Source organism: Vitreimonas flagellata, from assembly GCF_004634425.1.
Taxonomy (GTDB): domain Bacteria; phylum Pseudomonadota; class Alphaproteobacteria; order Caulobacterales; family Aquidulcibacteraceae; genus Vitreimonas; species Vitreimonas flagellata.
Genome location: NZ_SBJL01000003.1, coordinates 234,218 through 253,760, shown reverse-complemented (window position 1 = coordinate 253,760; position 19,543 = coordinate 234,218). Strand labels below are relative to the sequence as shown.

At 62.5% G+C, this 19,543-nt stretch carries 25 protein-coding genes and 1 pseudogene; 13 read left to right on the top strand and 13 right to left on the bottom strand.

The genetic code is table 11. The features are described 5' to 3' along the window. Positions 1–59: 59 nt before the first annotated feature. On the bottom strand, positions 60–293 hold the full coding sequence (locus EPJ54_RS14105) for a hypothetical protein (RefSeq protein WP_135212381.1): 234 nt from the start codon (positions 291–293) through the stop codon (positions 60–62). Between the two features lie 134 nt (positions 294–427). Beyond that, positions 428–1,294 carry a flagellar motor stator protein MotA gene (motA, locus tag EPJ54_RS14100; protein WP_135212380.1) on the bottom strand — a complete coding sequence of 289 codons (867 nt, stop codon included), beginning with the start codon at positions 1,292–1,294 and terminating at the stop codon, positions 428–430. Positions 1,295–1,419: 125 nt separating this feature from the next. On the opposite strand from motA, the gene EPJ54_RS14095 reads away from it, so the two are divergent. Continuing rightward, positions 1,420–2,697 carry an MFS transporter gene (locus tag EPJ54_RS14095; protein ID WP_135212379.1) on the top strand — a complete coding sequence of 426 codons (1,278 nt, stop codon included), beginning with the start codon at positions 1,420–1,422 and terminating at the stop codon, positions 2,695–2,697. Here EPJ54_RS14095 and EPJ54_RS14090 read toward each other — a convergent pair. After that, positions 2,694–4,163: a lytic murein transglycosylase gene (locus tag EPJ54_RS14090; RefSeq protein ID WP_135212378.1), complete on the bottom strand. Its 1,470-nt coding sequence runs from the start codon at positions 4,161–4,163 to the stop codon at positions 2,694–2,696. The two genes, EPJ54_RS14095 and EPJ54_RS14090, sit on opposite strands and share 4 nt — an antisense overlap. A 129-nt stretch (positions 4,164–4,292) precedes the next feature. Here EPJ54_RS14090 and ykgO point away from each other — a divergent pair, with 129 nt between their 5' ends. The 5 genes from ykgO to EPJ54_RS14065 all read left to right on the top strand — a co-directional run bounded on the left by ykgO (position 4,293) and on the right by EPJ54_RS14065 (position 6,794). After that, positions 4,293–4,418 (top strand): type B 50S ribosomal protein L36, encoded by a 126-nt coding sequence (ykgO, locus tag EPJ54_RS14085; RefSeq protein WP_135212377.1) that lies wholly within the window; start codon positions 4,293–4,295, stop codon positions 4,416–4,418. Between the two features lie 84 nt (positions 4,419–4,502). Beyond that, positions 4,503–5,063: a tetratricopeptide repeat protein gene (locus EPJ54_RS14080; RefSeq protein ID WP_135212376.1), complete on the top strand. Its 561-nt coding sequence runs from the start codon at positions 4,503–4,505 to the stop codon at positions 5,061–5,063. Beyond that, positions 5,060–6,025, top strand: a complete 966-nt coding sequence (locus tag EPJ54_RS14075) for an alpha/beta fold hydrolase (RefSeq protein ID WP_135212375.1) — start codon at positions 5,060–5,062, stop codon at positions 6,023–6,025. Before EPJ54_RS14080 ends, EPJ54_RS14075 begins: the two co-directional genes overlap by 4 nt. A gap of 43 nt (positions 6,026–6,068) precedes the next feature. Next, positions 6,069–6,350, top strand: a complete 282-nt coding sequence (locus tag EPJ54_RS14070; protein ID WP_135212374.1) for a DUF2312 domain-containing protein — start codon at positions 6,069–6,071, stop codon at positions 6,348–6,350. Between the two features lie 36 nt (positions 6,351–6,386). Then, the gene (locus tag EPJ54_RS14065; RefSeq protein ID WP_135212373.1) at positions 6,387–6,794 is read left to right on the top strand and encodes a hypothetical protein; all 408 of its coding nucleotides are present in this window, start codon (positions 6,387–6,389) and stop codon (positions 6,792–6,794) included. Here the strand turns inward: EPJ54_RS14065 and EPJ54_RS14060 are convergent. Together EPJ54_RS14060 and EPJ54_RS14055 are read right to left on the bottom strand one after the other, a co-directional pair. Beyond that, positions 6,791–7,066, bottom strand: coding sequence for a DUF1294 domain-containing protein (locus tag EPJ54_RS14060; RefSeq protein ID WP_239590937.1), 276 nt, complete (start codon positions 7,064–7,066; stop codon positions 6,791–6,793). The two genes, EPJ54_RS14065 and EPJ54_RS14060, sit on opposite strands and share 4 nt — an antisense overlap. A gap of 20 nt (positions 7,067–7,086) precedes the next feature. Continuing rightward, positions 7,087–8,583 (bottom strand): sigma-54-dependent transcriptional regulator, encoded by a 1,497-nt coding sequence (locus tag EPJ54_RS14055; protein WP_135212371.1) that lies wholly within the window; start codon positions 8,581–8,583, stop codon positions 7,087–7,089. A gap of 167 nt (positions 8,584–8,750) precedes the next feature. On the opposite strand from EPJ54_RS14055, the gene EPJ54_RS14050 reads away from it, so the two are divergent. Then, on the top strand, positions 8,751–10,100 hold the full coding sequence (locus EPJ54_RS14050; RefSeq protein ID WP_135212370.1) for an ABC1 kinase family protein: 1,350 nt from the start codon (positions 8,751–8,753) through the stop codon (positions 10,098–10,100). Here EPJ54_RS14050 and EPJ54_RS14045 read toward each other — a convergent pair. After that, on the bottom strand, positions 10,087–10,614 hold the full coding sequence (locus tag EPJ54_RS14045; protein WP_167755734.1) for a hypothetical protein: 528 nt from the start codon (positions 10,612–10,614) through the stop codon (positions 10,087–10,089). The genes EPJ54_RS14050 and EPJ54_RS14045 overlap by 14 nt on opposite strands. A 194-nt stretch (positions 10,615–10,808) precedes the next feature. On the opposite strand from EPJ54_RS14045, the gene EPJ54_RS14040 reads away from it, so the two are divergent. Next, a complete protein-coding gene (locus EPJ54_RS14040; RefSeq protein WP_135212368.1) occupies positions 10,809–12,035 on the top strand; it encodes a cation:proton antiporter in 1,227 nt (408 codons plus the stop codon). On the opposite strand, the pseudogene EPJ54_RS14035 reads toward EPJ54_RS14040, so the two are convergent. Then, positions 12,032–12,178 (bottom strand): annotated as a pseudogene (locus EPJ54_RS14035) (DUF3052 domain-containing protein); the annotation flags it as partial. The gene EPJ54_RS14040 and the pseudogene EPJ54_RS14035 overlap by 4 nt on opposite strands. Positions 12,179–12,253: 75 nt before the next feature. Between EPJ54_RS14035 and EPJ54_RS14030 the strand changes: the two are divergent. Then, positions 12,254–13,282 carry an IS110 family RNA-guided transposase gene (locus EPJ54_RS14030; protein WP_135212367.1) on the top strand — a complete coding sequence of 343 codons (1,029 nt, stop codon included), beginning with the start codon at positions 12,254–12,256 and terminating at the stop codon, positions 13,280–13,282. Positions 13,283–13,500: 218 nt separating this feature from the next. Here EPJ54_RS14030 and EPJ54_RS14025 read toward each other — a convergent pair whose 3' ends face one another. Then, the gene (locus EPJ54_RS14025) at positions 13,501–13,806 is read right to left on the bottom strand and encodes a hypothetical protein (protein ID WP_167755733.1); all 306 of its coding nucleotides are present in this window, start codon (positions 13,804–13,806) and stop codon (positions 13,501–13,503) included. Between the two features lie 90 nt (positions 13,807–13,896). Between EPJ54_RS14025 and rpmE the strand changes: the two genes are divergently transcribed. Then, complete coding sequence (gene rpmE, locus EPJ54_RS14020; protein ID WP_135212365.1) at positions 13,897–14,130, top strand: 50S ribosomal protein L31; 234 nt, start codon at positions 13,897–13,899, stop codon at positions 14,128–14,130. A 117-nt stretch (positions 14,131–14,247) separates the two neighbouring features. Here the strand turns inward: rpmE and rcdA are convergent, their stop codons facing one another. Both rcdA and EPJ54_RS14010 read right to left on the bottom strand, forming a co-directional pair. Further along, a complete protein-coding gene (gene rcdA, locus EPJ54_RS14015) occupies positions 14,248–14,769 on the bottom strand; it encodes a protease adaptor protein RcdA (protein ID WP_135212364.1) in 522 nt (173 codons plus the stop codon). A 46-nt stretch (positions 14,770–14,815) separates the two neighbouring features. Further along, entirely contained in the window at positions 14,816–15,016 is a 201-nt protein-coding gene (locus tag EPJ54_RS14010) for a DUF1192 domain-containing protein (RefSeq protein ID WP_135212363.1), read from the bottom strand. An 81-nt stretch (positions 15,017–15,097) separates the two neighbouring features. Between EPJ54_RS14010 and EPJ54_RS14005 the strand changes: the two genes are divergently transcribed. Continuing rightward, on the top strand, positions 15,098–16,060 hold the full coding sequence (locus EPJ54_RS14005) for an NAD(P)H-quinone oxidoreductase (RefSeq protein ID WP_135212362.1): 963 nt from the start codon (positions 15,098–15,100) through the stop codon (positions 16,058–16,060). A gap of 62 nt (positions 16,061–16,122) precedes the next feature. On the opposite strand, the gene EPJ54_RS14000 is transcribed toward EPJ54_RS14005, so the two are convergent. The 3 genes from EPJ54_RS14000 to EPJ54_RS13990 all read right to left on the bottom strand — a co-directional run bounded on the left by EPJ54_RS14000 (position 16,123) and on the right by EPJ54_RS13990 (position 17,527). After that, positions 16,123–16,689 (bottom strand): hypothetical protein, encoded by a 567-nt coding sequence (locus EPJ54_RS14000; protein ID WP_135212361.1) that lies wholly within the window; start codon positions 16,687–16,689, stop codon positions 16,123–16,125. A gap of 17 nt (positions 16,690–16,706) precedes the next feature. Further along, positions 16,707–17,216 (bottom strand): PEGA domain-containing protein, encoded by a 510-nt coding sequence (locus tag EPJ54_RS13995; protein ID WP_135212360.1) that lies wholly within the window; start codon positions 17,214–17,216, stop codon positions 16,707–16,709. A gap of 131 nt (positions 17,217–17,347) precedes the next feature. Beyond that, a complete protein-coding gene (locus tag EPJ54_RS13990; RefSeq protein ID WP_135212359.1) occupies positions 17,348–17,527 on the bottom strand; it encodes a hypothetical protein in 180 nt (59 codons plus the stop codon). A gap of 365 nt (positions 17,528–17,892) precedes the next feature. On the opposite strand from EPJ54_RS13990, the gene EPJ54_RS13985 reads away from it, so the two are divergent. Both EPJ54_RS13985 and EPJ54_RS13980 read left to right on the top strand, forming a co-directional pair. After that, on the top strand, positions 17,893–18,666 hold the full coding sequence (locus EPJ54_RS13985; protein WP_167755732.1) for an outer membrane protein: 774 nt from the start codon (positions 17,893–17,895) through the stop codon (positions 18,664–18,666). Positions 18,667–18,866: 200 nt separating this feature from the next. Continuing rightward, positions 18,867–19,496, top strand: coding sequence for a cell cycle transcriptional regulator TrcR (locus tag EPJ54_RS13980; protein WP_239590935.1), 630 nt, complete (start codon positions 18,867–18,869; stop codon positions 19,494–19,496). Positions 19,497–19,543: the final 47 nt, after the last annotated feature.

Sequence of the window (19,543 nt, the reverse complement as noted above, 5' to 3'; positions counted from 1 at the left end):
AACAAACGAGCCGCCCTTTCGGGCGGCTCGTCGCGAATAAAACTGCTTGCGCAGTTAAATTATGGCGTGGTGGCCGGAGCCGGAGCGGCAGCCGGGTCAGCCGGAGCGGCGGCCGGGTCGGCCGGAGCAGCAGCCGGATCGGCCGGGGCTTCAGCCGGAGCTTCCGCCGCCGGAGCAGCTTCTTCAACAGCAGCAGGCTCTTCCGTCGTCGTCGCCGTTTGGCCACAGGCCGCAACGCCGAAGGCGAGAACAGCAGCGGCAGCAGCCGCCATGCCCAACTTGAACTTCGTCATAGGTTCTACCCCTCGTCTCGCGCAGGGGTTTAGCCCCCTGAGCAGGAGCGGATTCTGTGCCTCGGATTAACCCACTTGGCAAGCACGCCCGCCAGGCGACGCTATGCATCTCTGCATAGCGCAGGCTGCCGAGATCATGCCTCGGCGGCGGCCGTCAGCGCTTCTTCGAGCTGCGCGAACGAAGGCTGCATCACCGACGGCACCGAGCCGCGGCCGATCTCCACAGAAACCTGCGCCGCATTGCCATGCAAGTGCGCCACGAGCACATCGCGAATGATTTTGTAAAATTGCCCGTCTTGTTCCGTCACCGCGTTCAAGCGCGACGCCATCGGGCCGACGATGCCGTAAGCCAAGAACACGCCCAAGAACGTGCCGACGAGCGCCTTACCGATCATCAAGCCCAACACTTCCGGCGGCTCGTTGATGGCGCCCATCGTCTTCACGATGCCCAGCACGGCCGCGACGATGCCAAGCGCCGGCAAGCCGTCCGCCATCGTCTGTAGGGCGTGCGCGGGGTGCATCGCTTCGTGGTGGTGCTTCTCGAGCTGCTTTTCCATCGCGTCCTCGACCTGATGTGGATCGTCGAGGTTCATGGTCATCATGCGCAGCGTGTCGCAGATGAAATCGACCACGAAGTGGTCCTTCATCAGCTTCGGATATTTCTGGAAGATCGGGCTCTCTTCGGGCTTCTCGATATGCGCTTCCAGCGCCACGACGCCCTTGGTCTTCATCAGCTTTGTGAGCTGAAACAGCAGCGCGAGCAGATCGCTATAATCTTTCTTGCCCCATTTGGGGCCGGACATGACTTTGGCGAAGCCGCCAACCACGCCTTTCAGGCCGTGCATGTCGTTGGAGATGATCGTCGCGCCCACCGCGGCGCCAAAGATCATCATGAATTCCATCGGCGCGGCTTCGATGATGACCTCGAAATGGCCGCCGGCGAGCATAAAGCCGCCGAACACCATGCCGAACACCACTGCGAGGCCGATAATAGGAAACATAGCTAACGCGTCTTTACCGATGGCGTTCTGCCAACACCGCTTTATGCCCGAACGCGCTTAACGCGCCGTTTCGGTTGACGGATTGAAAGCCAAAACGAGCGGGTCTATCCGTCTTTCTGCAGCCCATGACCGAAGCTTCCCTAGCGTCGCCGCCGCCGCGCCGGCGCCAATTCCTTCTCCTCTTCATGTGTTTGCTCGTGATCGGCGCGGGCAATTCCATGTTGCTGGCCGTGGCGCCGCCTTTGGTGCGCCAACTCGGGCTGTCGGATTCCAGCGTCGGTTGGATCTTTTCGCTCTCGGCTTTGCTCTGGGTGTTTACGAGTCCTTATTGGGGACGCCTCTCCGACCGCACCGGCCGCAAGCCGATTATCGCGCTCGGGCTTGCAGCGTATTGCGTCTCGATGGCGTCGTTCGGCGTCGTTGTGATGTTGGGCTTGAACAACGTCATCAGCGGCCTCGGGCTATTCATTTCACTGATGCTGGCGCGTGCGATTTTCGGCGCCTTTGGCTCTGCATCCTCGCCGCCATCGCAAGCCTACATCGCCGACCGCACCACACGCATGGAGCGCACCGAACAACTCGCCGGCCTCACCGCCGCCTTCGCTATGGGCCAAGCCTTTGGTCCCGCGATTTGTGCAGCGCTCGCGGCGTGGGTAGGCCTTGTGTTTCCGATCTGGCTCATCGCCGCGCTTGCAGCGCTCGCAGCGTTTTCAGTTTGGCGTTTTCTGCCGGAGAACACGCCGCCGAAGACCGAACGCCCGAAGCGTGGTGATTTCCGAGAACAGATGGCGTTGGCGCGCGATCCACGTCTTTCAGCTTATCTGATCTACGGCTTCGGGCTCTCAGTCGTGGCTGGCGTGACGGTGCAAGTGTTCGGCTTGTTCACGATGGATCGCTTGGGCGTCTCTGGCGAAAACGGCGCCGAGCTCACGGCGGCCGGCTTCATGGTCAACGCCCTTGCGCTGCTCGCGACGCAAATGGCGCTGCTGCCGCGCATCAAGCTGACGCCGCGGGGCTTGATGGCGTGGGGCGCGGGGCTTTGTGCGTTAGGCGTCGCCATTCAGATTGCTGCGCCCAGCCTCGGCGCGTTGCTCGTGTCGCAAGCCATTCAAGGCTTGGGCGCAGGGCTCGCGCGTTCAGGCTTCAGCGGCGGCGCTTCCGTCGCCGTGCGTCCCGACGAGCAAGGATCAGCCGCCGGCCTCGTCGTTTCTGTGAACGGCGCTGGCTTTATTTTTTCGCCCATCGTCGGCGGCGTCGCTTACGAAACACTTGGCATGAACGTGCCGCTCTTCATCACGGTCGCGCTCTTGCTCGGCATGCTGTTCTTCTCGATCCGCAGCCGCCGCCTCCGCAACGTGAACGTGATCGAGCAACCGCCAAGCGAGCCTACGACGCCGTCTTAGCCCGCCGCTTCGCGCGCACGCTCCAGCACAACGTCCGTCGCACGGCCGCGCACTTCCATGCCTTGCGCGCGTTCAAACTCGCGGATCGCATCGCGTGTGCGCGAACCGATCACGCCGTCGGCGCGGCCAGCGCTGTAGCCCAAGCGATTGAGCAAGCGCTGCAGCTGGCGAATACCTGCGCGATCGAGGCCCCGCGGCTCGCGCGCGGGTTCAGCATCGGCGACGCCGGCTTTCACACGCACTTGCTGCAACAGCGCCAAAGTCGGAAAGCCATCCGCCGGCAATTGCTCGGCCGTCTGGAACGCGCGCACGGCGCGCCGCGTGCCAGAGCCGAACAAGCCGTCGACGGCGCCTGCTTCGTAGCCCATCGCGTTCAAGAGCGTTTGCAGCTCCAGCGTCTGCTCGCGGTTGAGCGAGCCGATCTGGCGCGGCCAGCTTTGGACTAAGCCACTGCGCCCATCGAACGAGCGCGCCAACAACGCCACGACGAGCGCGTAGCGATCCGAATTGTTGTAGCGGCGGATCACACTGAAATTGTGGTGCAGCAGAAGCGCCGGCCCCTGCGCGCCCGCCGGCAAGAAGAGTTGCGCCGAGAGATCGCGATGCGCCGCCGGCCATTCACCGCCTTCGATCGGCCGCACGCCGCGTTCGTTCCAATCGGCGACGGTGCGTTGCGTGCCATCGGCGTGCGCGTAATCGAAGCCGCTTGGCAGACGCACTTCTTCAAACACCGGCTCGCCACGACGCCAGCCACGGTCTTGCAGATAGTGCGCGATGGAAGCCGCTACGTCGCCGCGATTGGTCCAGATGTCGCGATGGCCGTCGCCGTCCCAATCCACCGCCGTCGTCAGATAGACGTCCGGCATGAATTGCGGTTGGCCGAGCGCGCCGGCCCAGGACGAGCGAATTTGCGATTGATCAGCGAGGCCGCGCTCCACCATTTCGGTCAGCGCCAACAGATACGTCTCGAATTGCTGGCGACGGCGGCCTTCATAAGCGAGCGTCGCCAGCGCCGTTTGCGCATTCCAATTCAGCGCCGCTTCGCCGTAATTGCTCTCCAGCCCCCAGATGCCGAGAATGATCCCACTCGGCACGCCATAGCGTTGCTCAACGGCGTCGAGGGTTGAGCCAATTTCAGCCTTCAGCGCGCGGCCGCCGGAGATGCGGTTCTCCGTCACGCGGTTGGTCACGTAATCCCAAACCGGCGACACGAATTCCGGCTGGCGCTGGTCCAGCTCGATCACCCGATCGTCCGGCGCAATCCCGCTCAGCAGGCGGCCCAGCACAGCCGGGTCCCGGCCCCGCTCCACGGCCCGGCGGGCGAAATCGTCGCGCCATTCATCGAAGGCTCGGTTCCCCGATGAGGTGAAAGTCGGCGGCTCCGGCGCGGGCTGGGCCACGACCGTGTTCGGCCCACAGGCTACCGCCAGGCCGATCGCAGCCGCCAGAAACAAAGCACGCGCCATGATTATCCCCTTCTCCCAGCCCCACACGGCTCTAGGGCGCGCCGGTAAACGCTTCAACGCCCCCAATTGACTTCCCCCAAGCGGCCCCTTACAGACCCCGCTTCCATTTTCGCCCCGGAATTCTCGGCCATGAAAGTCAAGTCTTCGCTCAAGTCGCTCAAAGCTCGTCACCGGGCTTGCCGGGTCGTGCGCCGCAAGGGCCGGGTCTATGTGATCAACAAAGAAGATCCGCGCTATAAGGCGAAACAGGGCTGAATTAGGCCCAATTCTGAGTGCAAAGGCGCCGCCTGCCCTCGCGGGCATGGTGAAACTTGGATAAACTGACGCGATTGAATCGCGATGCGCCAAATTATTCTGACCCTTGTGATGCTTGTTTCGCTCGCCGCCTGCGGCGTGAGTGAACGCGCCCAGCCGCGTGTCGATCCCGAACTCGACGGGCTCTTTGCGCAATTGGAACAAGCTGAGGACGCTCAATCAGCCCAGCCGATCGAGCAAGCGATCTGGAATCGCTGGGCCGATTCAGGCTCGCCGACGGTGAATGTGCTGCTTGAACGCGCCGCAGCCGCCGAAAACGCGGGCGATTCCGATCTGGCCGGCCGCTTCCTCGACCAAGCCAGCGATCTCGCCCCGAACTTCGCCGAAACCTGGAACCGTCGCGCCGGCATCGCTTACCAAGCCGAGGATTATCCGGCCGCGATCTCGGCCATTCAGGAAACGCTGAAGCGCGAGCCGCGCCATTTCGCAGCGCTCGCGGCCTTAGGCATCATCTACGAAGAACTCGGTCAAGAGCGCGCAGCACTTGAAGCCTATCGCGCAGCGCTCGTGATCCATCCGAATTACGAAGCGGCGATCCAAGGCGTGCGCCGCCTCGAACCGCGCGTGGACGGCCGCGACGCATGATGCTGTGGCTCGCGGCCATAGCGGTCGCGCTCACACTGGCGGCATTTGCGTTGGCCGCGCACGCCCGCGCCTACACACACAATGTCGAAGCCCAATTCCCACCGACAGGCCGTTTCATCGACGCCGAAGGCGCGCGGCTGCACATCCGTGAAGCTGGCCTACCCGGTTCGCCGCGTATGCTGCTGATCCACGGCGCGAGTTCGAATCTGCTTGAGCTGTGGGGGCCGTTGGCGGAGGAATTTTCGCCGCTGCATCACGTCATCGCCTATGATCGCCCCGGCATGGGCCATTCCACGCGCATGAAGCGCGATGCGCACACGCTGAAGGTTCAGGCGCGTTGCGCGGCGCGCGCGCTGGAGCAAAGCGGCGAAGGCAAAGCCATCATCGTCGCGCACTCGCTCGGCTCCGCCGTTGCGTTGCGCTTGGCGCTCGATCACCCGCACCTCGTCAGCGGGCTTGTGCTGATCGCGCCGGCTGCCTGCCCCTATCCGGGCAAGAACGCATGGTGGGCGCGGCTTTCGGCGACGCCGGTGCTTGGCGATATTTTCTGTGGATTGCTGATCCCGTGGCTGGCGCCGCCGATGAGCCCGACAAGCGTCGCGAATAATTTTTGGCCCGCGCCCGCGCCTGTGAATTATCTCAACGACGCGGGCGTGCCGCTGATCTTCCGCCCGCGCGCGTTTCGCGCGAGCGCACGCGATGTCGTCGCCGCCAATGCGGAATTCGCGGCGCAACAGCCGCGCTATAGCGACTTATTCACACCCGCGATCATCATCACTGCGGAGAAAGACCGTATCGTCTCGCCCAAGCGCCACGCCCGCGCGCTTGCAGCCCAACTCCCCGCCGCGGAACTCGTGATCGCACCCGACACAGGGCATATGCCGCACCGCCTGAGGACAGATCTGGTTGTCGCCGCGATTCGCCGTGTCAACGAGCTGACGTCAGCGCCCGTCGAAGAGTAATGTTTCTCAACGATTCGATTCTCGAAACGATATGGGTGGGCACATGCCGGATTTTGGTGGAACGGAAACGGTCGCTGCGCCGCAATCGCTGACGCAAGCAACGCAAGAGAAGCTGCGCCAGCTCGTCGCGCGCATCGAGAAGCTTGAGGAAGAAAAAAAGTCGATCGCCGACGACGTGAAAGAGACCTACGCCGAAGCCAAGGCGCTGGGCTTCGACACGAAGGTGCTTCGCCAAGTCGTGCGCATCCGCAAGCAAGACCGCCAAGAGCGCGAAGAACAAGAAATGGTCCGCGACCTCTATCTTCACGCGCTGGGCGAGATTTAAGCCACTAAGCTCGTCGTCCCGGTCGGGTGTGCCGGGATGACGGTGCATAAGTTCGTGCTAACGTCGCGCGCCATGCCCCGCGACGTCGATCCCAAGCAAACGCGCAAGGCGCTGCGGATCATCCGCAAGCTCGCCGCCAAAGGCAGCGCGCCGGAGACGATCGATCCCGAAACCGGCGAAGTGAAGCCCGGCGAAGGCGCGGTCGATTATTCGGAATGGGAAAGCGAATTTCTGACCGAGGTGGACAAACGCCTCGAAAAATACGGCAGCGCCTTCAACGATCTCAGCAAAGGCCGCCGCGACGACGCCCTCTCCAATTTACAAACCGTCAAGCTCAAAGAGATCGCCGCCAAAGCCCGCGGCAAGAAGCGCAAAGGCATGACAACGAAAAAGCCGCTCGGCTGGAAAAACCGTCCACCGCCACGGCAAAGGGATGAGGATTAGAAGCCGAACTGCGCGCGCATTTCTGGCGACAGCCAAATCACCAGTGCAGCCACATTGATCGCCACCGCGCACAAGAGCAGCGCGGCGAACGGTTGTTTGCGCGTCTTGTGACGAAAGACCTGTTGGCCGAGCACAGCGCCGGCTGCGCCGCCGAACAGCGCCAAGCCCAGAAGGGTGCTTTCAGGGATGCGCCGCATACGCCGTTCGGCGCGGCTTTTGTCCCAGCCAAATGCAAGGAACGCGATGACGTTGATGCTAAGGGACATCAGCATCAACATCATCGCCTACTCCCTTAGCCTTCAGCCGCAGCCTTCTCTTCGAGGCCGTATTCGCGCAATTTGCGGTACAATGTCGAGCGGCCGATGCCCAAGCGGCGCGCCACTTCCGACATATGGCCAGCATAATGATCGATCGCGAGTTCGATCAGGTCACGCTCGATCTGTTCGAGCTGACGCAGATGGCCTTCGCCGTCGAACATCTTCACCGCAGCGTTCGACGTATCCGACGCGGCTTGCATCACGGCGTTGAACGTCGCCGTCGCTTGCGAGACGTGATGATCGTTCGCCGGCACAGGCACGTCAGCCGGCAGCACGTCATTAGCGGCGGCGAGCGGCTTCAGACCCGAGATTTGCGGGAAATCTTCCGGCTGCAGCAATTCGCCTTCGCACAGGATCACAGCGCGGAAGATGCTGTTCTCAAGCTGGCGGACGTTGCCCGGCCAATCGAAGGCCGTCAGCATTTGCATCGTCGCGGGCGACGCGCCGCGCACGTTGCGGCCCTCCTCGGCGTTGAAGCGCGCAATGAAGCGCTGCACCAGCGCGGGCAAATCTTCCTTACGCTCGCGCAGCGGCGGCGCTTCGATGGGGAAGACGTTCAGGCGATAATAGAGGTCTTCGCGGAAGGCGCCGTCAGCGACGAGCTTCGCCAAATCCTTGTTGGTGGCGCTGATAATGCGGACATCGACCTTCGTGGTGCGCTTGCCGCCGACGGGATCGACTTCGCCTTCTTGCAGCACGCGCAGCAGTTTCACCTGCATGTCGAGCGGCAATTCACCAACTTCGTCCAAGAACAGCGTGCCGCCGTTCGCCTCCACGAACTTGCCGGCGTGATTGTCGGTCGCGCCCGTGAAGCTGCCCTTCACGTGACCGAACAGAATGGACTCAACCAGATTTTCCGGGATGGCGCCGCAATTGACCGTCACGAACGGACGGCCCGCGCGCTCGGAAGCGCCCTGGATCGCACGCGCCAGCAATTCCTTGCCGACGCCGCTTTCGCCAGTGATCAACACCGGAATGTTCGAAGCCGCCGCGCGCTTACCCATGCGCACCACAGGCGCCATCACCGGCGCGTTGGCGACCATGTCGTCAAAGCCCATCTGACCGTTGGCGCGCTTCTTCAAGCGCACGACTTCGGTTTTCAGGTTCGACATTTCAAGCGCGTTGCGGATCGAGACCATGATCCGTTCGGGCGAAGCCGGCTTCACGAAGAAATCGGAAGCACCCGCTTGCATCGCTTGCACGACCGTATCGATACCGCCCGACGCGGTCAGCACGATGCACGGCAGATCGCTGCGGCGCCGACGTATTTCCTTCATCGCTTCCTGACCGCTCATGCCGGGCATGATGAGATCGAGAAGCACAATATCGATGTCTGCGTGCGTATCGACGGCCTCAACCGCTTGGGCGCCGTTCTCAGCCGCACGTGTCAGAAAGCCATTGCGCTCCACGGCCGCCTGCAGAAGACGACGCTGCGCCGGATCGTCATCGACGATCAGGATAGTCTTGCCCATGTCACCACCAACCAAATACGTCGCGTTTCTCTGTTGGAAACGCTGATCGTTGGCGGGACCGTAACCAAAGGAGGTTCAGGTCGCGTTAAAATGGCACACTGAAATACGATTTTCCTAAGCTCTTTCAGGCACTATCTAAACAGCGTGTTTACCACGATCGCCTCTGCATGACCGACAAAATCGACCCAGAACGTAACCGCATCACCGCACGCATCGGCCGTGTGGCGCGTGTAGGCGCGAATATTTCTGGCGCGGTGGGCGCAAGGATGATGGGCGCGGATCAACAAGCTTTGGCGCGCGCGGTGCGCCAAGCGCTCGGCCGCTCCAAAGGCCCGCTGATGAAAGTGGCGCAGCTGCTTTCAACGATCCCCGATCTCTTGCCGCAAGCGTACGCCGAAGAATTCCGCAAACTCCAAGCCCACGCGCCGGCGATGGGCTGGCCGTTCGTGCAGCGGCGCATGCGCGCCGAGCTTGGTGAGACTTGGGAAAGCCAATTCGCAAGCTTCGATCGCGAAGCCGCCGCCGCCGCCTCGCTCGGCCAAGTGCATCGCGCCACAGCACATGACGGCCGTGCGCTTGCCTGCAAGCTGCAATATCCGGACATGGCCAGCGCCGTCGAAGCCGATCTCGGCCAACTCAAAACGCTGCTCGCCCTCTTCAAGAGCATGGATGGCTCGATCGATTCATCGGAAGCCATCCTCGAAGTCGGCGACCGTTTGCGCGAAGAGCTCGATTACGAACGCGAGTTGAAGCACATGCGGCTGTTCGCGGATATCTTCGCCGACGATCCGCGTATCAAAACCCCCGAACCGCTTGAAGAACTGTCCAGCAAGCGCCTGCTCACCATGACCTGGCTCGAAGGCCGCGGCCTGATGCACTGGCTCGATGAGCCACAGGACACCCGCAACCGCATCGCCGAACTCCTCTTCAAAGCGTGGTGGGGGCCGATGACGCATTATGGCGTGATCCATGGCGATCCCCATCTCGGCAATTACGCGCTCACGGAGAACGCCGAGCGCCTGCACCTCTTGGATTTCGGCTGCGTGCGTATATTTCCGCCGCGTTTCCTCGACGGCGTCGTCGGCCTCTATCGCGGCCTGCGCGCCGGCGACATGGATCAAGTCGCGCATGCCTATGAAGTGTGGGGGTTCAAGAACCTCAATGCCGAACTGATCGAAGCGCTGACCATGTGGGCGCGCTTCATCTATGGCCCGATGCTCGACGATCGCGTTCGCACCATCGCAGACAACGTGCCGCCCGCCGAGTACGGCCGCCGCGAAGCGATGGAGGTGCGCAAGCGCTTGAAGACGCTCGGCCCCGTGCTGATCCCACGCGAGTTCGTGTTCATGGACCGCGCCGCTATCGGCCTGGGTGCAGCTTTCTTGCACCTGCGCGCGGAATTGAACTTCGCACAGGTGTTTAGCGACAGCGTCGAAGGCTTTACGACTGAAACCCTTGCGCAGCGCCAAGCTGAAGCTGTTAAGCGCGTCGGCCTCGCGGAACTTACCCAGCCATAATCAGCAGCGCACCCTGATGCGCCGCAAGTGCGGCCACCAGCGCACCCTGAGCCGTCATGCGATACACAGCGCGCGCTGAGCCGCCCCAGCACGACGCAAACAGCACCAAGCTCGAAAGCGCCGCGACCGGCGCGATCCAATAGATCGCCTCACTCAACGGCACGAGCAGACTCGTCATCGGCCACGACAGCAGAGCCGCGCAATGCAGGCCCGCCGCAATGGCGCAGCCCCGTGCGTCCCGACGCAGGGCATCCACCAAAGTCAAAGATGTCAGATAGAGCGCAAACGTGATCGCCACCGCCGCTGTCGCGATCACCACCCACGGGTCGGTGCGCCCGGTCATGATGGTGGCGGCAAATCCCATGAGCGCGCCGATCGCGACCGCGCCCGTCAGCAGCACGAGGCGTTCGGAGCGGAGGAAATAATCGCGCGGCTCCGCGACGATAGCGGTCGCCTGATTAGCCGTCAGCACTGCGTCATACGCCATCAGGGTTAGCCCTGCTTGAAGATCCATCCGCTCAGCGCATCAACAAATGCGACCAAAACTTGTTCCTGCTGTCGCGACGAGATTCCGGAGCGCGGGTCTTCAGACCCGCGTCAGCGGCGCCCAAACCACGCGCGTCTGAAGACGCGCGCTCCAAAAGCACCGCGCCTCCCTTGCGAAGCACGTGCGCCGCATGCGTTATGGAACCGGCGCCGGAGCAATCTATGGAAGACAAGTACGCACTGATCTCGACCCTCGTCGGCGCGATCGTGCTTGCGTTCGTCTTCGGCTTTATCGCCCAGCGCCTGCGGCTTTCGCCGATCGTCGGCTATTTGCTCGCGGGCGTCGCTGTCGGCCCCTATTCACCGGGCTTTATCGCCGACGTGGAGCTGGCGCTTCAACTCTCCGAGATCGGCGTCATCCTGCTGATGTTCGGCGTTGGCCTTAAGATCTCGGTCGACGACATCTGGTCGGTGCGCTGGATCGCGGTCCCCGGCTCGATCTTTCACACGCTGCTTTCGGGCGGCCTGGGCTGCCTCGTCGGCCTCGTGCTTGGCCTACCCTTCCTGGAGAGCGCGATCCTGGGCGCCTCCGTTTCAGTCGCCAGCACGATCGTGTTTCTGCGCGCGCTAGAGGATCGGAAGCTGATGAAGACGGAAGCCGGTCGCATTGGCGTGTCCTGGCTGCTGATCGAAGATCTGCTGATCGTACTCAGCATCGTTGTGCTGCCGGCGCTTGTCTGGAGCCTTTCGGCCGAGGACGCGAACATCTCGCCTTGGCGCATCGCTGGCGCTCTGGGCGTCACCTTCGCCAAGATCGTGGGCTTTATCGCTTTGATCATGGTTGTCGGCGCGCGGGTGTTTCCGTGGCTCATCATCCAGATCGCGCACACAAAATCGCGCGAGCTTCTCTCGCTCGGCACCTTGGCTTTGGCGCTGGGTGTGGCCTGGGCAGCCTATTATTGGTTCGACGCCAGCTTCGCACTCGGCGCGTTCCTAGGTGGGCTTGCGCTCAACGGCTCCAAATTCAGCCACAAGGTGGCCGAGGATTCGCTGCCGCTGCGCGACACCTTCGCCGTGCTCTTCTTCGTCGCTGTCGGCATGTTGTTTGATCCGGGCGTCTTGCTGCGCCAGCCCTTGATGGTGGCGACCATCGTCTCAGTCGTGATCTTCGGCAAAGCTGGGCTTGCCTATTTGCTGATGCGCGCCATGAAGCAACCGCCGCACGCCAGCGTCGTGCTCGCGCTTGGCCTCGCGCAAATCGGTGAATTCTCATTCGTGCTGGCAGCACTTGGGTTGCAGCTCAACGTCATGTCGATGGAGACGCACAATCTCATCCTCGCCGCCGCGATGATCTCGATTGCGCTGAACCCTTTCCTGCTGCGTTTGGCGCCGGAGCCGCCCCTGGTGAGAGCGCCGCCAAAACCCGCGCCCGGCGAGAGCGTGGCCTAACGCTCCGATTTCCGGATCACCAGCTTCAACCCAGACCAAACTTCATCTACCGCACAGACCTTCACGTCCACATAGCCCATCGGCAGCGCCACTTTGCGGATGACATCCTCGGTGATGTCGGTCGCCACCTTCGCGGCCTTCTTGATGGGGTGGACGCCCCCCAACGGCATCAATGTGCCAAAGTGGAGGTGTTACCGCACCACTTAAGGGAGGCGTCCGTGGAGAATGTTAGCATCATCGGCCTAGATATCGCCAAGTCTGTTTTTCAAGCGCACGGCGCCGATGCGAACGGCGCGGTCGTGTTTCGCAAAAAGATTTCTCGCGCCAAGTTGTTGGAATTCTTCGCCTCACAGCCGGCTTGCAAAGTGGTGATGGAAGCGTGTGGCGGGGCACACTATTGGGCGCGCGAGATCGCCAGGTTCGGCCATGAAGTCAAACTGATCGCGCCCAAGTACGTCAAACCATTCGTGAAGCGGCAAAAGAACGACGCCGCCGACGCCGAGGCGATTTGCGAGGCAGCCACGCGCCCCACTATGCGATTTGTGGCTGCTAAAAGCGAAACCGCGCAAGCGAACGGTCTTGTTTTCCGGACGCGCGATATCTTGGTGCGTCAACGCACACAGATCACTAACGCCGTGCGCGGTCACCTCGCCGAGTACGGCTTGGTCGCGCCTCAAGGCGCGGGACATTTTCTAAGACTGGCGACGCAGCTCGAGGATCCGGCAACCTCGCTTCCTCAAGAGGTTCGCTCGATCCTCTCGCTACTCACGCAGACCGCGCAGGCGCTGAATGAGAAGATTGCCCAGCTCGACAAAGAAATCGCGCGCCGCACCAGAGAAGATGAAGTCGCGCGCCGCCTCATGACAGTTCCAGGCGTAGGCGCCATCACCGCGACTGCAATCGCAGCACTGGCGCCGCCAGCAACGACGTTTCGCAAAGGTCGAGACTTCGCGGCATGGGTAGGCTTGACGCCTTTGCAGAAATCAACCGGCGGCAAGCAAAAACTCGGCGCTACATCGAAGATGGGTGAGCGAACCATTCGTCGTCTGCTCGTCATAGGCGCAGCGTCCGCCATTCATCACGCCACGCGCGCAGGCTTGGCGCCAACATCTTGGCTAGCACGGCTGCTGGCGCGGAAGCCGCGCATGCTGGTGATTGTGGCCCTGGCCAACAAGATGGCGCGCATCGTGTGGGCGCTCTTGATCAAAGGCGAGGATTATCGAGCTCCGGCGAGCGCAGCGGCGTAAGGCTCATGCGCGAACCGCGAGGCCGTTGAGGCGTAGAGGTGGTCAAAGGAGAATATGGCGCAACAGTCGATGAGACGAGATCAGGAAAACCAGTCTGGCCCAACGTGCGCAACAGCACGCTATTTGATGTGGACCTGATCTTTGTACTCCCATACGGGCCCGCGGCGCTGACGGTCGCATTAGAGGCCGGACAGATGGCTGCACCCCGACTACGCGCGTCAGTTTCTCCAAAGATTCCTCTTGCGCTTTAGGGGGCGTCCACAGATGGGCCAGGACACCCAGATCATTCCATCCGCGGCCAATAGCGGCCGCAGCTTGGTCAGATCGGCCGTGAGCTTGGCGGCGCTCGTATGGAAGAGGTGCGCCGCCGGCAGCGCCTTGCCGGGCCTGGCGAGGTAGCGCGGGCAGGCCGCAGCCTCGATCTCGGCCTGGACGCTCTCCGGCATCCCCTTGGCCCAAACCGGCCCGCCCTCGGTAAAGCCCAATTTCTTGGCCAAAGGCGTTCCTGAATACCCGGCTGGCATATCCGCCCCCAATCGCTTGCACCTCAGGCTGGTTTCCGCTATCAGCCCCGCTTCCAATTTTCCGCGCATCGCGAACCAGGAATCCGGGCCATGAAAGCCGAAGGTCACCCCAAGTACCACTTCATCACCGTCCAGATGACGGACGGCTCGACCTTCAAGACCCGTTCGACCTACGGTCAAGACGGCGCGACGCTGGCGCTCGACATCGATCCGAAGTCGCACCCGGCCTGGACCGGCGGCAATCAAACCATGCTCGACCGCGCCGGCCGCGTCTCGCGCTTCAACGACAAGTTCGGCGGTTTCATGAAGAAGAAGGAAGGCTAAGCCTTTCTCCTCGCCAACAGAATGAAGGGCGTCGGTGAGAACCGACGCCCTTTTTGTTTCTTGGGGCTTCTGCTCCCCGGTTTACGGGGGAGCTGTCGCGAGGCGACTGAGGGGGCGTTAGCGCCCGAACGCCTGATGCAATTTCGCCATCTGATCCGACACCGGATTGGCGATTTCTGAATCGCCGCCCTCATACATCGTCTCATCCAAGCGCCGCACGCGTTCGAAGATCGCCGCGCCCCGGCCAATCAACGTGCGCAGCGCTTCTGGCAATTCGTCGCCGCCGGCAAAGGGCGTCGACGGCTGCGCGTCGCGTGAGATCAGGCGGTATTTTTCGCTCGCGGCTTCCGCGAGTTGAATTTCGCCATCACGCACCGCGCGCTGCACGAGCAGCCACGACGCCACCTGCATCAGCCGCGTCGTTAAGCGCATGCTCTCGCCGGCATAAGCCAAGGCGGCGGCGCGCGATAAACGCTTGGACGCCGCGCGACCGGGGCCGTCCAAATAGGCGGCGGTTTCCTCAACGAGGGCCATGCCTTCCTTGAAGGTGCGCTCGAAAAGTTCCGATCGGGCGAAATCGACAACACGTTGGGCGTCGATTTGTCCCTTCAAAGGGGAAGGCTGGTTCGTTTCAGTCATAGCCCTGCTGGGTTCGCAAGGCGCGGGCCGTGGGCGCGCGGATTAATCACGAGGGCCGCCCGCCGAACACGGAATCTGCAGCTTCGCGTTGCGCACGCTTGGCTTTGATCGCCTGCTCGCACGCGCCAATCTCCAGCTTCAGCTTTTCGATACGCGCCTCGAGCTCGCCGATCGAGGCGGTCTCAAGCTGGCTTTCCAGTGAGAGCGCCTTCTTGGGCGGCGGGGCGAAGGGATCGTCGTCGAGCATGGCCAAAACCTCCTCGCCTCGTACTTACCCTATATTGATGGGAGGTTTAAGCATGCCGAGCCCGGCAGCGGAGTAAGCCCCATGCGCAAGATCGTCCACGGTTCGGACCAGCCACTTCATATCGCCGTTGTGGCGCGACCTGAGCCTGGTCCGCATGAGGTGCTGATCCGCGTCGCTGGCGCTGGCGTGAACCGCCCGGACCTCGTCCAACGCGCCGGCCTCTATCCGCCGCCGCCAGGTGCGCCTGAAACGCTGGGCCTGGAAGTGTCCGGCACAATCGAAGCCGTGGGCGCGAACGTCGGCCGCTGGCGCGAAGGCGATCACGTCGTCGCCCTGCTGCCCGGCGGCGGCTACGCCACCTACGCGATCGCCCACGAAGGCTCCGTACTGCCCGCGCCAAAGGGTATCTCGCTGATCGACGCCGCAGGCCTGCCCGAAACCGTCTTCACCGTCTGGGCAAACGTGTTCGAGAGCGGCGCGCTGAAGCCGGGCGAGACCTTGCTCGTCCACGGCGGCGCCTCCGGCATCGGCACGACGGCGATCCAAATGGCCAAAGCCTTCGGCGCGCGCGTGTTCGCAACAGCAGGCGATGCCGAGAAGGTCGCGCTCTGCGAAAAACTCGGCGCCGACCGCGGCATCAATTATCGCACCGAGGATTTCGAAGAGATCGTGCGCGAAGCTGGCGGCGCCGATGTGGTGCTCGATATGGTCGGCGGGCCGTACGTGCAGAAGAACATCAACATTATGAAGGATAACGGTCGCATCGTGATGATCGCCTTCCTCAAAGGCCCAACAGCGGAAGTGAATCTGATGCGCCTCATGCTGAAGCGCATCACCATCACCGGCTCAACGCTGCGCGCACGCAGCAATGAAGAAAAAGCCCGCATCGCCGCCAATGTGCACAATTGCGTCTGGCCTTGGATCGAAGCCGGCAAAGTAAAACCGATCATCGACAGCACCTTCCCGCTCGATCAAGCCGAACAAGCCCACGAACGCCTGCAAAGCGGCGCGCATGCAGGCAAGGTGATCTTGGTGGCTGAGTAGAGTGCAAACAAAAAGCGCGGGCCCGAGGACCCGCGCTTCCTGGTTGTTTCTCTCAGCGAAAATTACGACACCGGCGCGACGGTCGCCGCCGGCACGCGATCACGCAGACGACGCAAGAATTCGGAGATGTTCTCACGCGCCGCCGCTTCGTTGGCGATGCGCAAGCGCTCCACGCCAACGAACGCATCGCTCATGCGCCCCGTACCGGACGCCGACACAACCTCATCAAAGATCGGTTCGCCGCCGCCGATCGGAACCAGCGAATAGCGCACCGTCATTGTCACGGTCATGTCGAGCCCTGCCATCGGACGACGCAGATCTTGCAGGCTCGCGACTACCTCGTAGCGCGCCAGCGCCGGACTATCGGCCAACAGCCCCGCATTACGCAGCGATTGCTCGAGCCCAGCACGGAATTGCTCGTCGGAAATATTCGACATCCAGAGCGGGTTCGTGTCCGAACCGCCCTGTACGTTCCGCACCGCAAGCGCCTCGTGCAATTGATGCGAAGCGTCGAAGCTCGCCGCAGGCTGCACAGACGCCGCGATATTTTCTGGACGCGCGCCACTGGCGCACGCCGCCACACTCAACGCACAGGCGACAAGGGCCGCACGAGCCAAAAATTTCAGCATATGTTTCCTCCGTTGGATTATGGCGTGGTCGGCGCAGCAGCAGGCGCTGGCTCGGCGGCGGCGGCTTCGACCGGCGCCGCCGTCAGCGTTGCTGTCGCCGCATCGGCTGGCGCAGCGGCGACTGCATCAGCTACCGGCGCTTCCACTGGCACAGGGATGAGCGTTACCTGCAGCGGGTTCGGCGACAAATCGTTGAGCGCGCCGCTTGTCGCATCCACGCCCACGCCAATCAGGCCGCCGACAAGCACATTGCCGGCCATGCCGGCCGCACCGCCGCTCGACATATTGCTGGTCACGGTTTCGCGCGCCGGCAGATAGCCGTTGAGCGTGAGGTCCACTGTGAAGCCGTCTTTGCGCGGCATGCGGAAGGTGCAGGGCGTCGCTGGGCACTCGAATCCGTTGCTCGTCGAGACGGTCGCGCCCGACGGCGTCGATTCAACCGTGAAATCTTGATTGGTGCCGCGCGTGATCGTGGCGCAGCCGCTCACGGCGACGGCCAGCGCCGTCGCTAGTACAACATTTTTCATTGAAGCTCCCCCAAAGAACGAGGGAACTATTGCGGCACTTTAAGTTTAGGCAAGAGAGAAATTCGCGCTCACCGTGAATTTTCTTCTTCATGCGCGGATCGTCTTCGGCTAGCGCAAACTATCGCCCAATATTACGGCTTTGCCTTCTCCGACGTCACGTCCTCGTTGTGTGTGCGCTCCGCGCCCCCGAATACGTCTTCCTCTTCAACAGGCCGTTTGCCGCCACTCTGTTGCGGCGGCGATGCGCGGTCGCCGGGCTTTAGGCCCGACTTCGCGCCCTTGGACGTTTGCGGTTGTTGTGGTGCGGCCATGAACATTTCTCCGAAAGAGAAATGCGACGCGCACGCCTCAGTTCCGTTCCGTCCAACCCGGTCCGCACACGACACGCCCAGGCGTAGCGCCCGTAGGCTCGCCATCGCGCAACACTTGCTCGCCGTTCACGAACACATCGCGCACGCCCGTCGCATACGCAGCGCCCGCGCATCGGATTAGCGCCAAACGCCATAAGCCTACGCACCGTGCCGTTAGCTGCGTCGCTCCGTCCCATGTGCGGACGCAAAGGATCGCAGAGCGCCAATAGTTTTGCGCTGATCCGACTAGAAATAGCGCGCGTAGCACTCTCGTTCGCAACACGATGGACGCGCGAGAGCGCGCCTCAGAAGAGAGGGATTACTTCATGCTACGCTCATCCTTGAGCGCGGCGGCGATGGTGCTCGCGCTCAGCGCTGCACCCGCTTACGCGCAAGATTATTATGGCTCCCTGAGCATTGGCGGCGTTTGGCTCGACGATTCCGACAATAGCGGCGCCTTCAACAGTGACTTCACGACTGGCGCAGGCACGACCATTCCCGCTGGCACTGTGCTGCCCGAGGGCACGAGCGTGGAATGGACCACGGAGTTCGACGAAGGCATCTCGGCCAGCGCCGCGTTCGGGCGCAGCTTCGGCTCCTTCCGCGGCGAAGTCGAACTCGCTTATCAAAGCAACGACGTCGATACGCATACCAACGTCGCAGTTGGCGGCGGCGCGATTGGCGCGGAAGACGCAGGTGTGCTCATCACCGGTTCTCCCAACCTCGGCGTAACCGTTGCTGACTTGGTGGCGGACGGCCGCGGGTCGGTCGACACCACCTTCTTGATGCTCAACGGCTATTATGACTTCAATGCGATCGGTCCTGTGACGCCCTATGTCGGCGCAGGTGTCGGCGTGGGCTTCGTCAACGTCGATTACGCGCCATCGGGCGTCACCATCGTTGATGATGACAGCACGCACTTCGCCTATCAGGTGATCGCGGGCGGCTCGTTCGATCTGTCCGACCGTATGGCGCTCTTCGCCCAGTATCGCTATCGCGCGACCGAGGACGTCGAAACCGAAATCGCGCTCTTTGACGCAAACCTGGACGTTGAAAACGCAGCCTCGATCCTTGAGGCGGGCCTGCGCATTCGCTTCTAGGACTACAGCGTTGGGGGCGTGCGGCGGCCCGGCCCGCGCCCCCACGTTTTTTGCCGCAACGGCCGCTTCCCTTCGCGCTCCCCCGGCGCTATATCCCGGCCAACTGACTTCGTCCGCGCCCGGATGCGTCAGCCCGTTGCACCAGATGGCTAGCGCCTGGCGACGACGCCGGGCGCTTTTGCATATCTGGAGCCCCGCTCATGACCTCGAACGTCCTGATGCCGAAGGCCACCGCCGTGTGGCTGATCGAAAACACCTCGCTTGCCTTCAAGCAGATCGCCGAATTCACCGGCCTGCATCCGCTCGAAGTCCAAGGCATCGCCAACGAGGACGTGGCTAAGGGCATCCGCGGCGTTGACCCGATCGCGGGCGGCTTTCTCTCGCGCGAAGAGATCGCCAAGGGCGAGAAGGAAGAAACCTACGTGCTGAAGCCGCTTGAGCAAAAGCGCATTGATCTGCCGGTCGTGAAGAAGCGCGGCGCCCGCTACACGCCGATCGCCCGCCGCCAGGATCGCCCGGACGCCATCGCCTGGTTCATCAAGAACCATCCGGAAGTGCCGGACGCCAAGGTTGTGAAGCTGATCGGCACGACGAAGGCCACAATCGAGCAGGTGCGCAACCGCACGCACTGGAATAGCTCGCAGATCAAGCCGGTCGATCCGGTTACGATCGGCCTCTGCAGCCAAATCGAACTGGACGCCGTTGTCGCGGAATCCGCCGCCGCCAAAGCCCGCGCCGATGCGCGCGCCGCGAAGGCTGAAGCCAAGACGCTGAAGGCCGCGCAAGAAACCGTGCCGGCGGAAATCTACGAACAAAGCGAAGAGAGCTAGAACCATCGCTACACTTCGCCGCGATCTGCGACGCCCGCGCCGCAAGC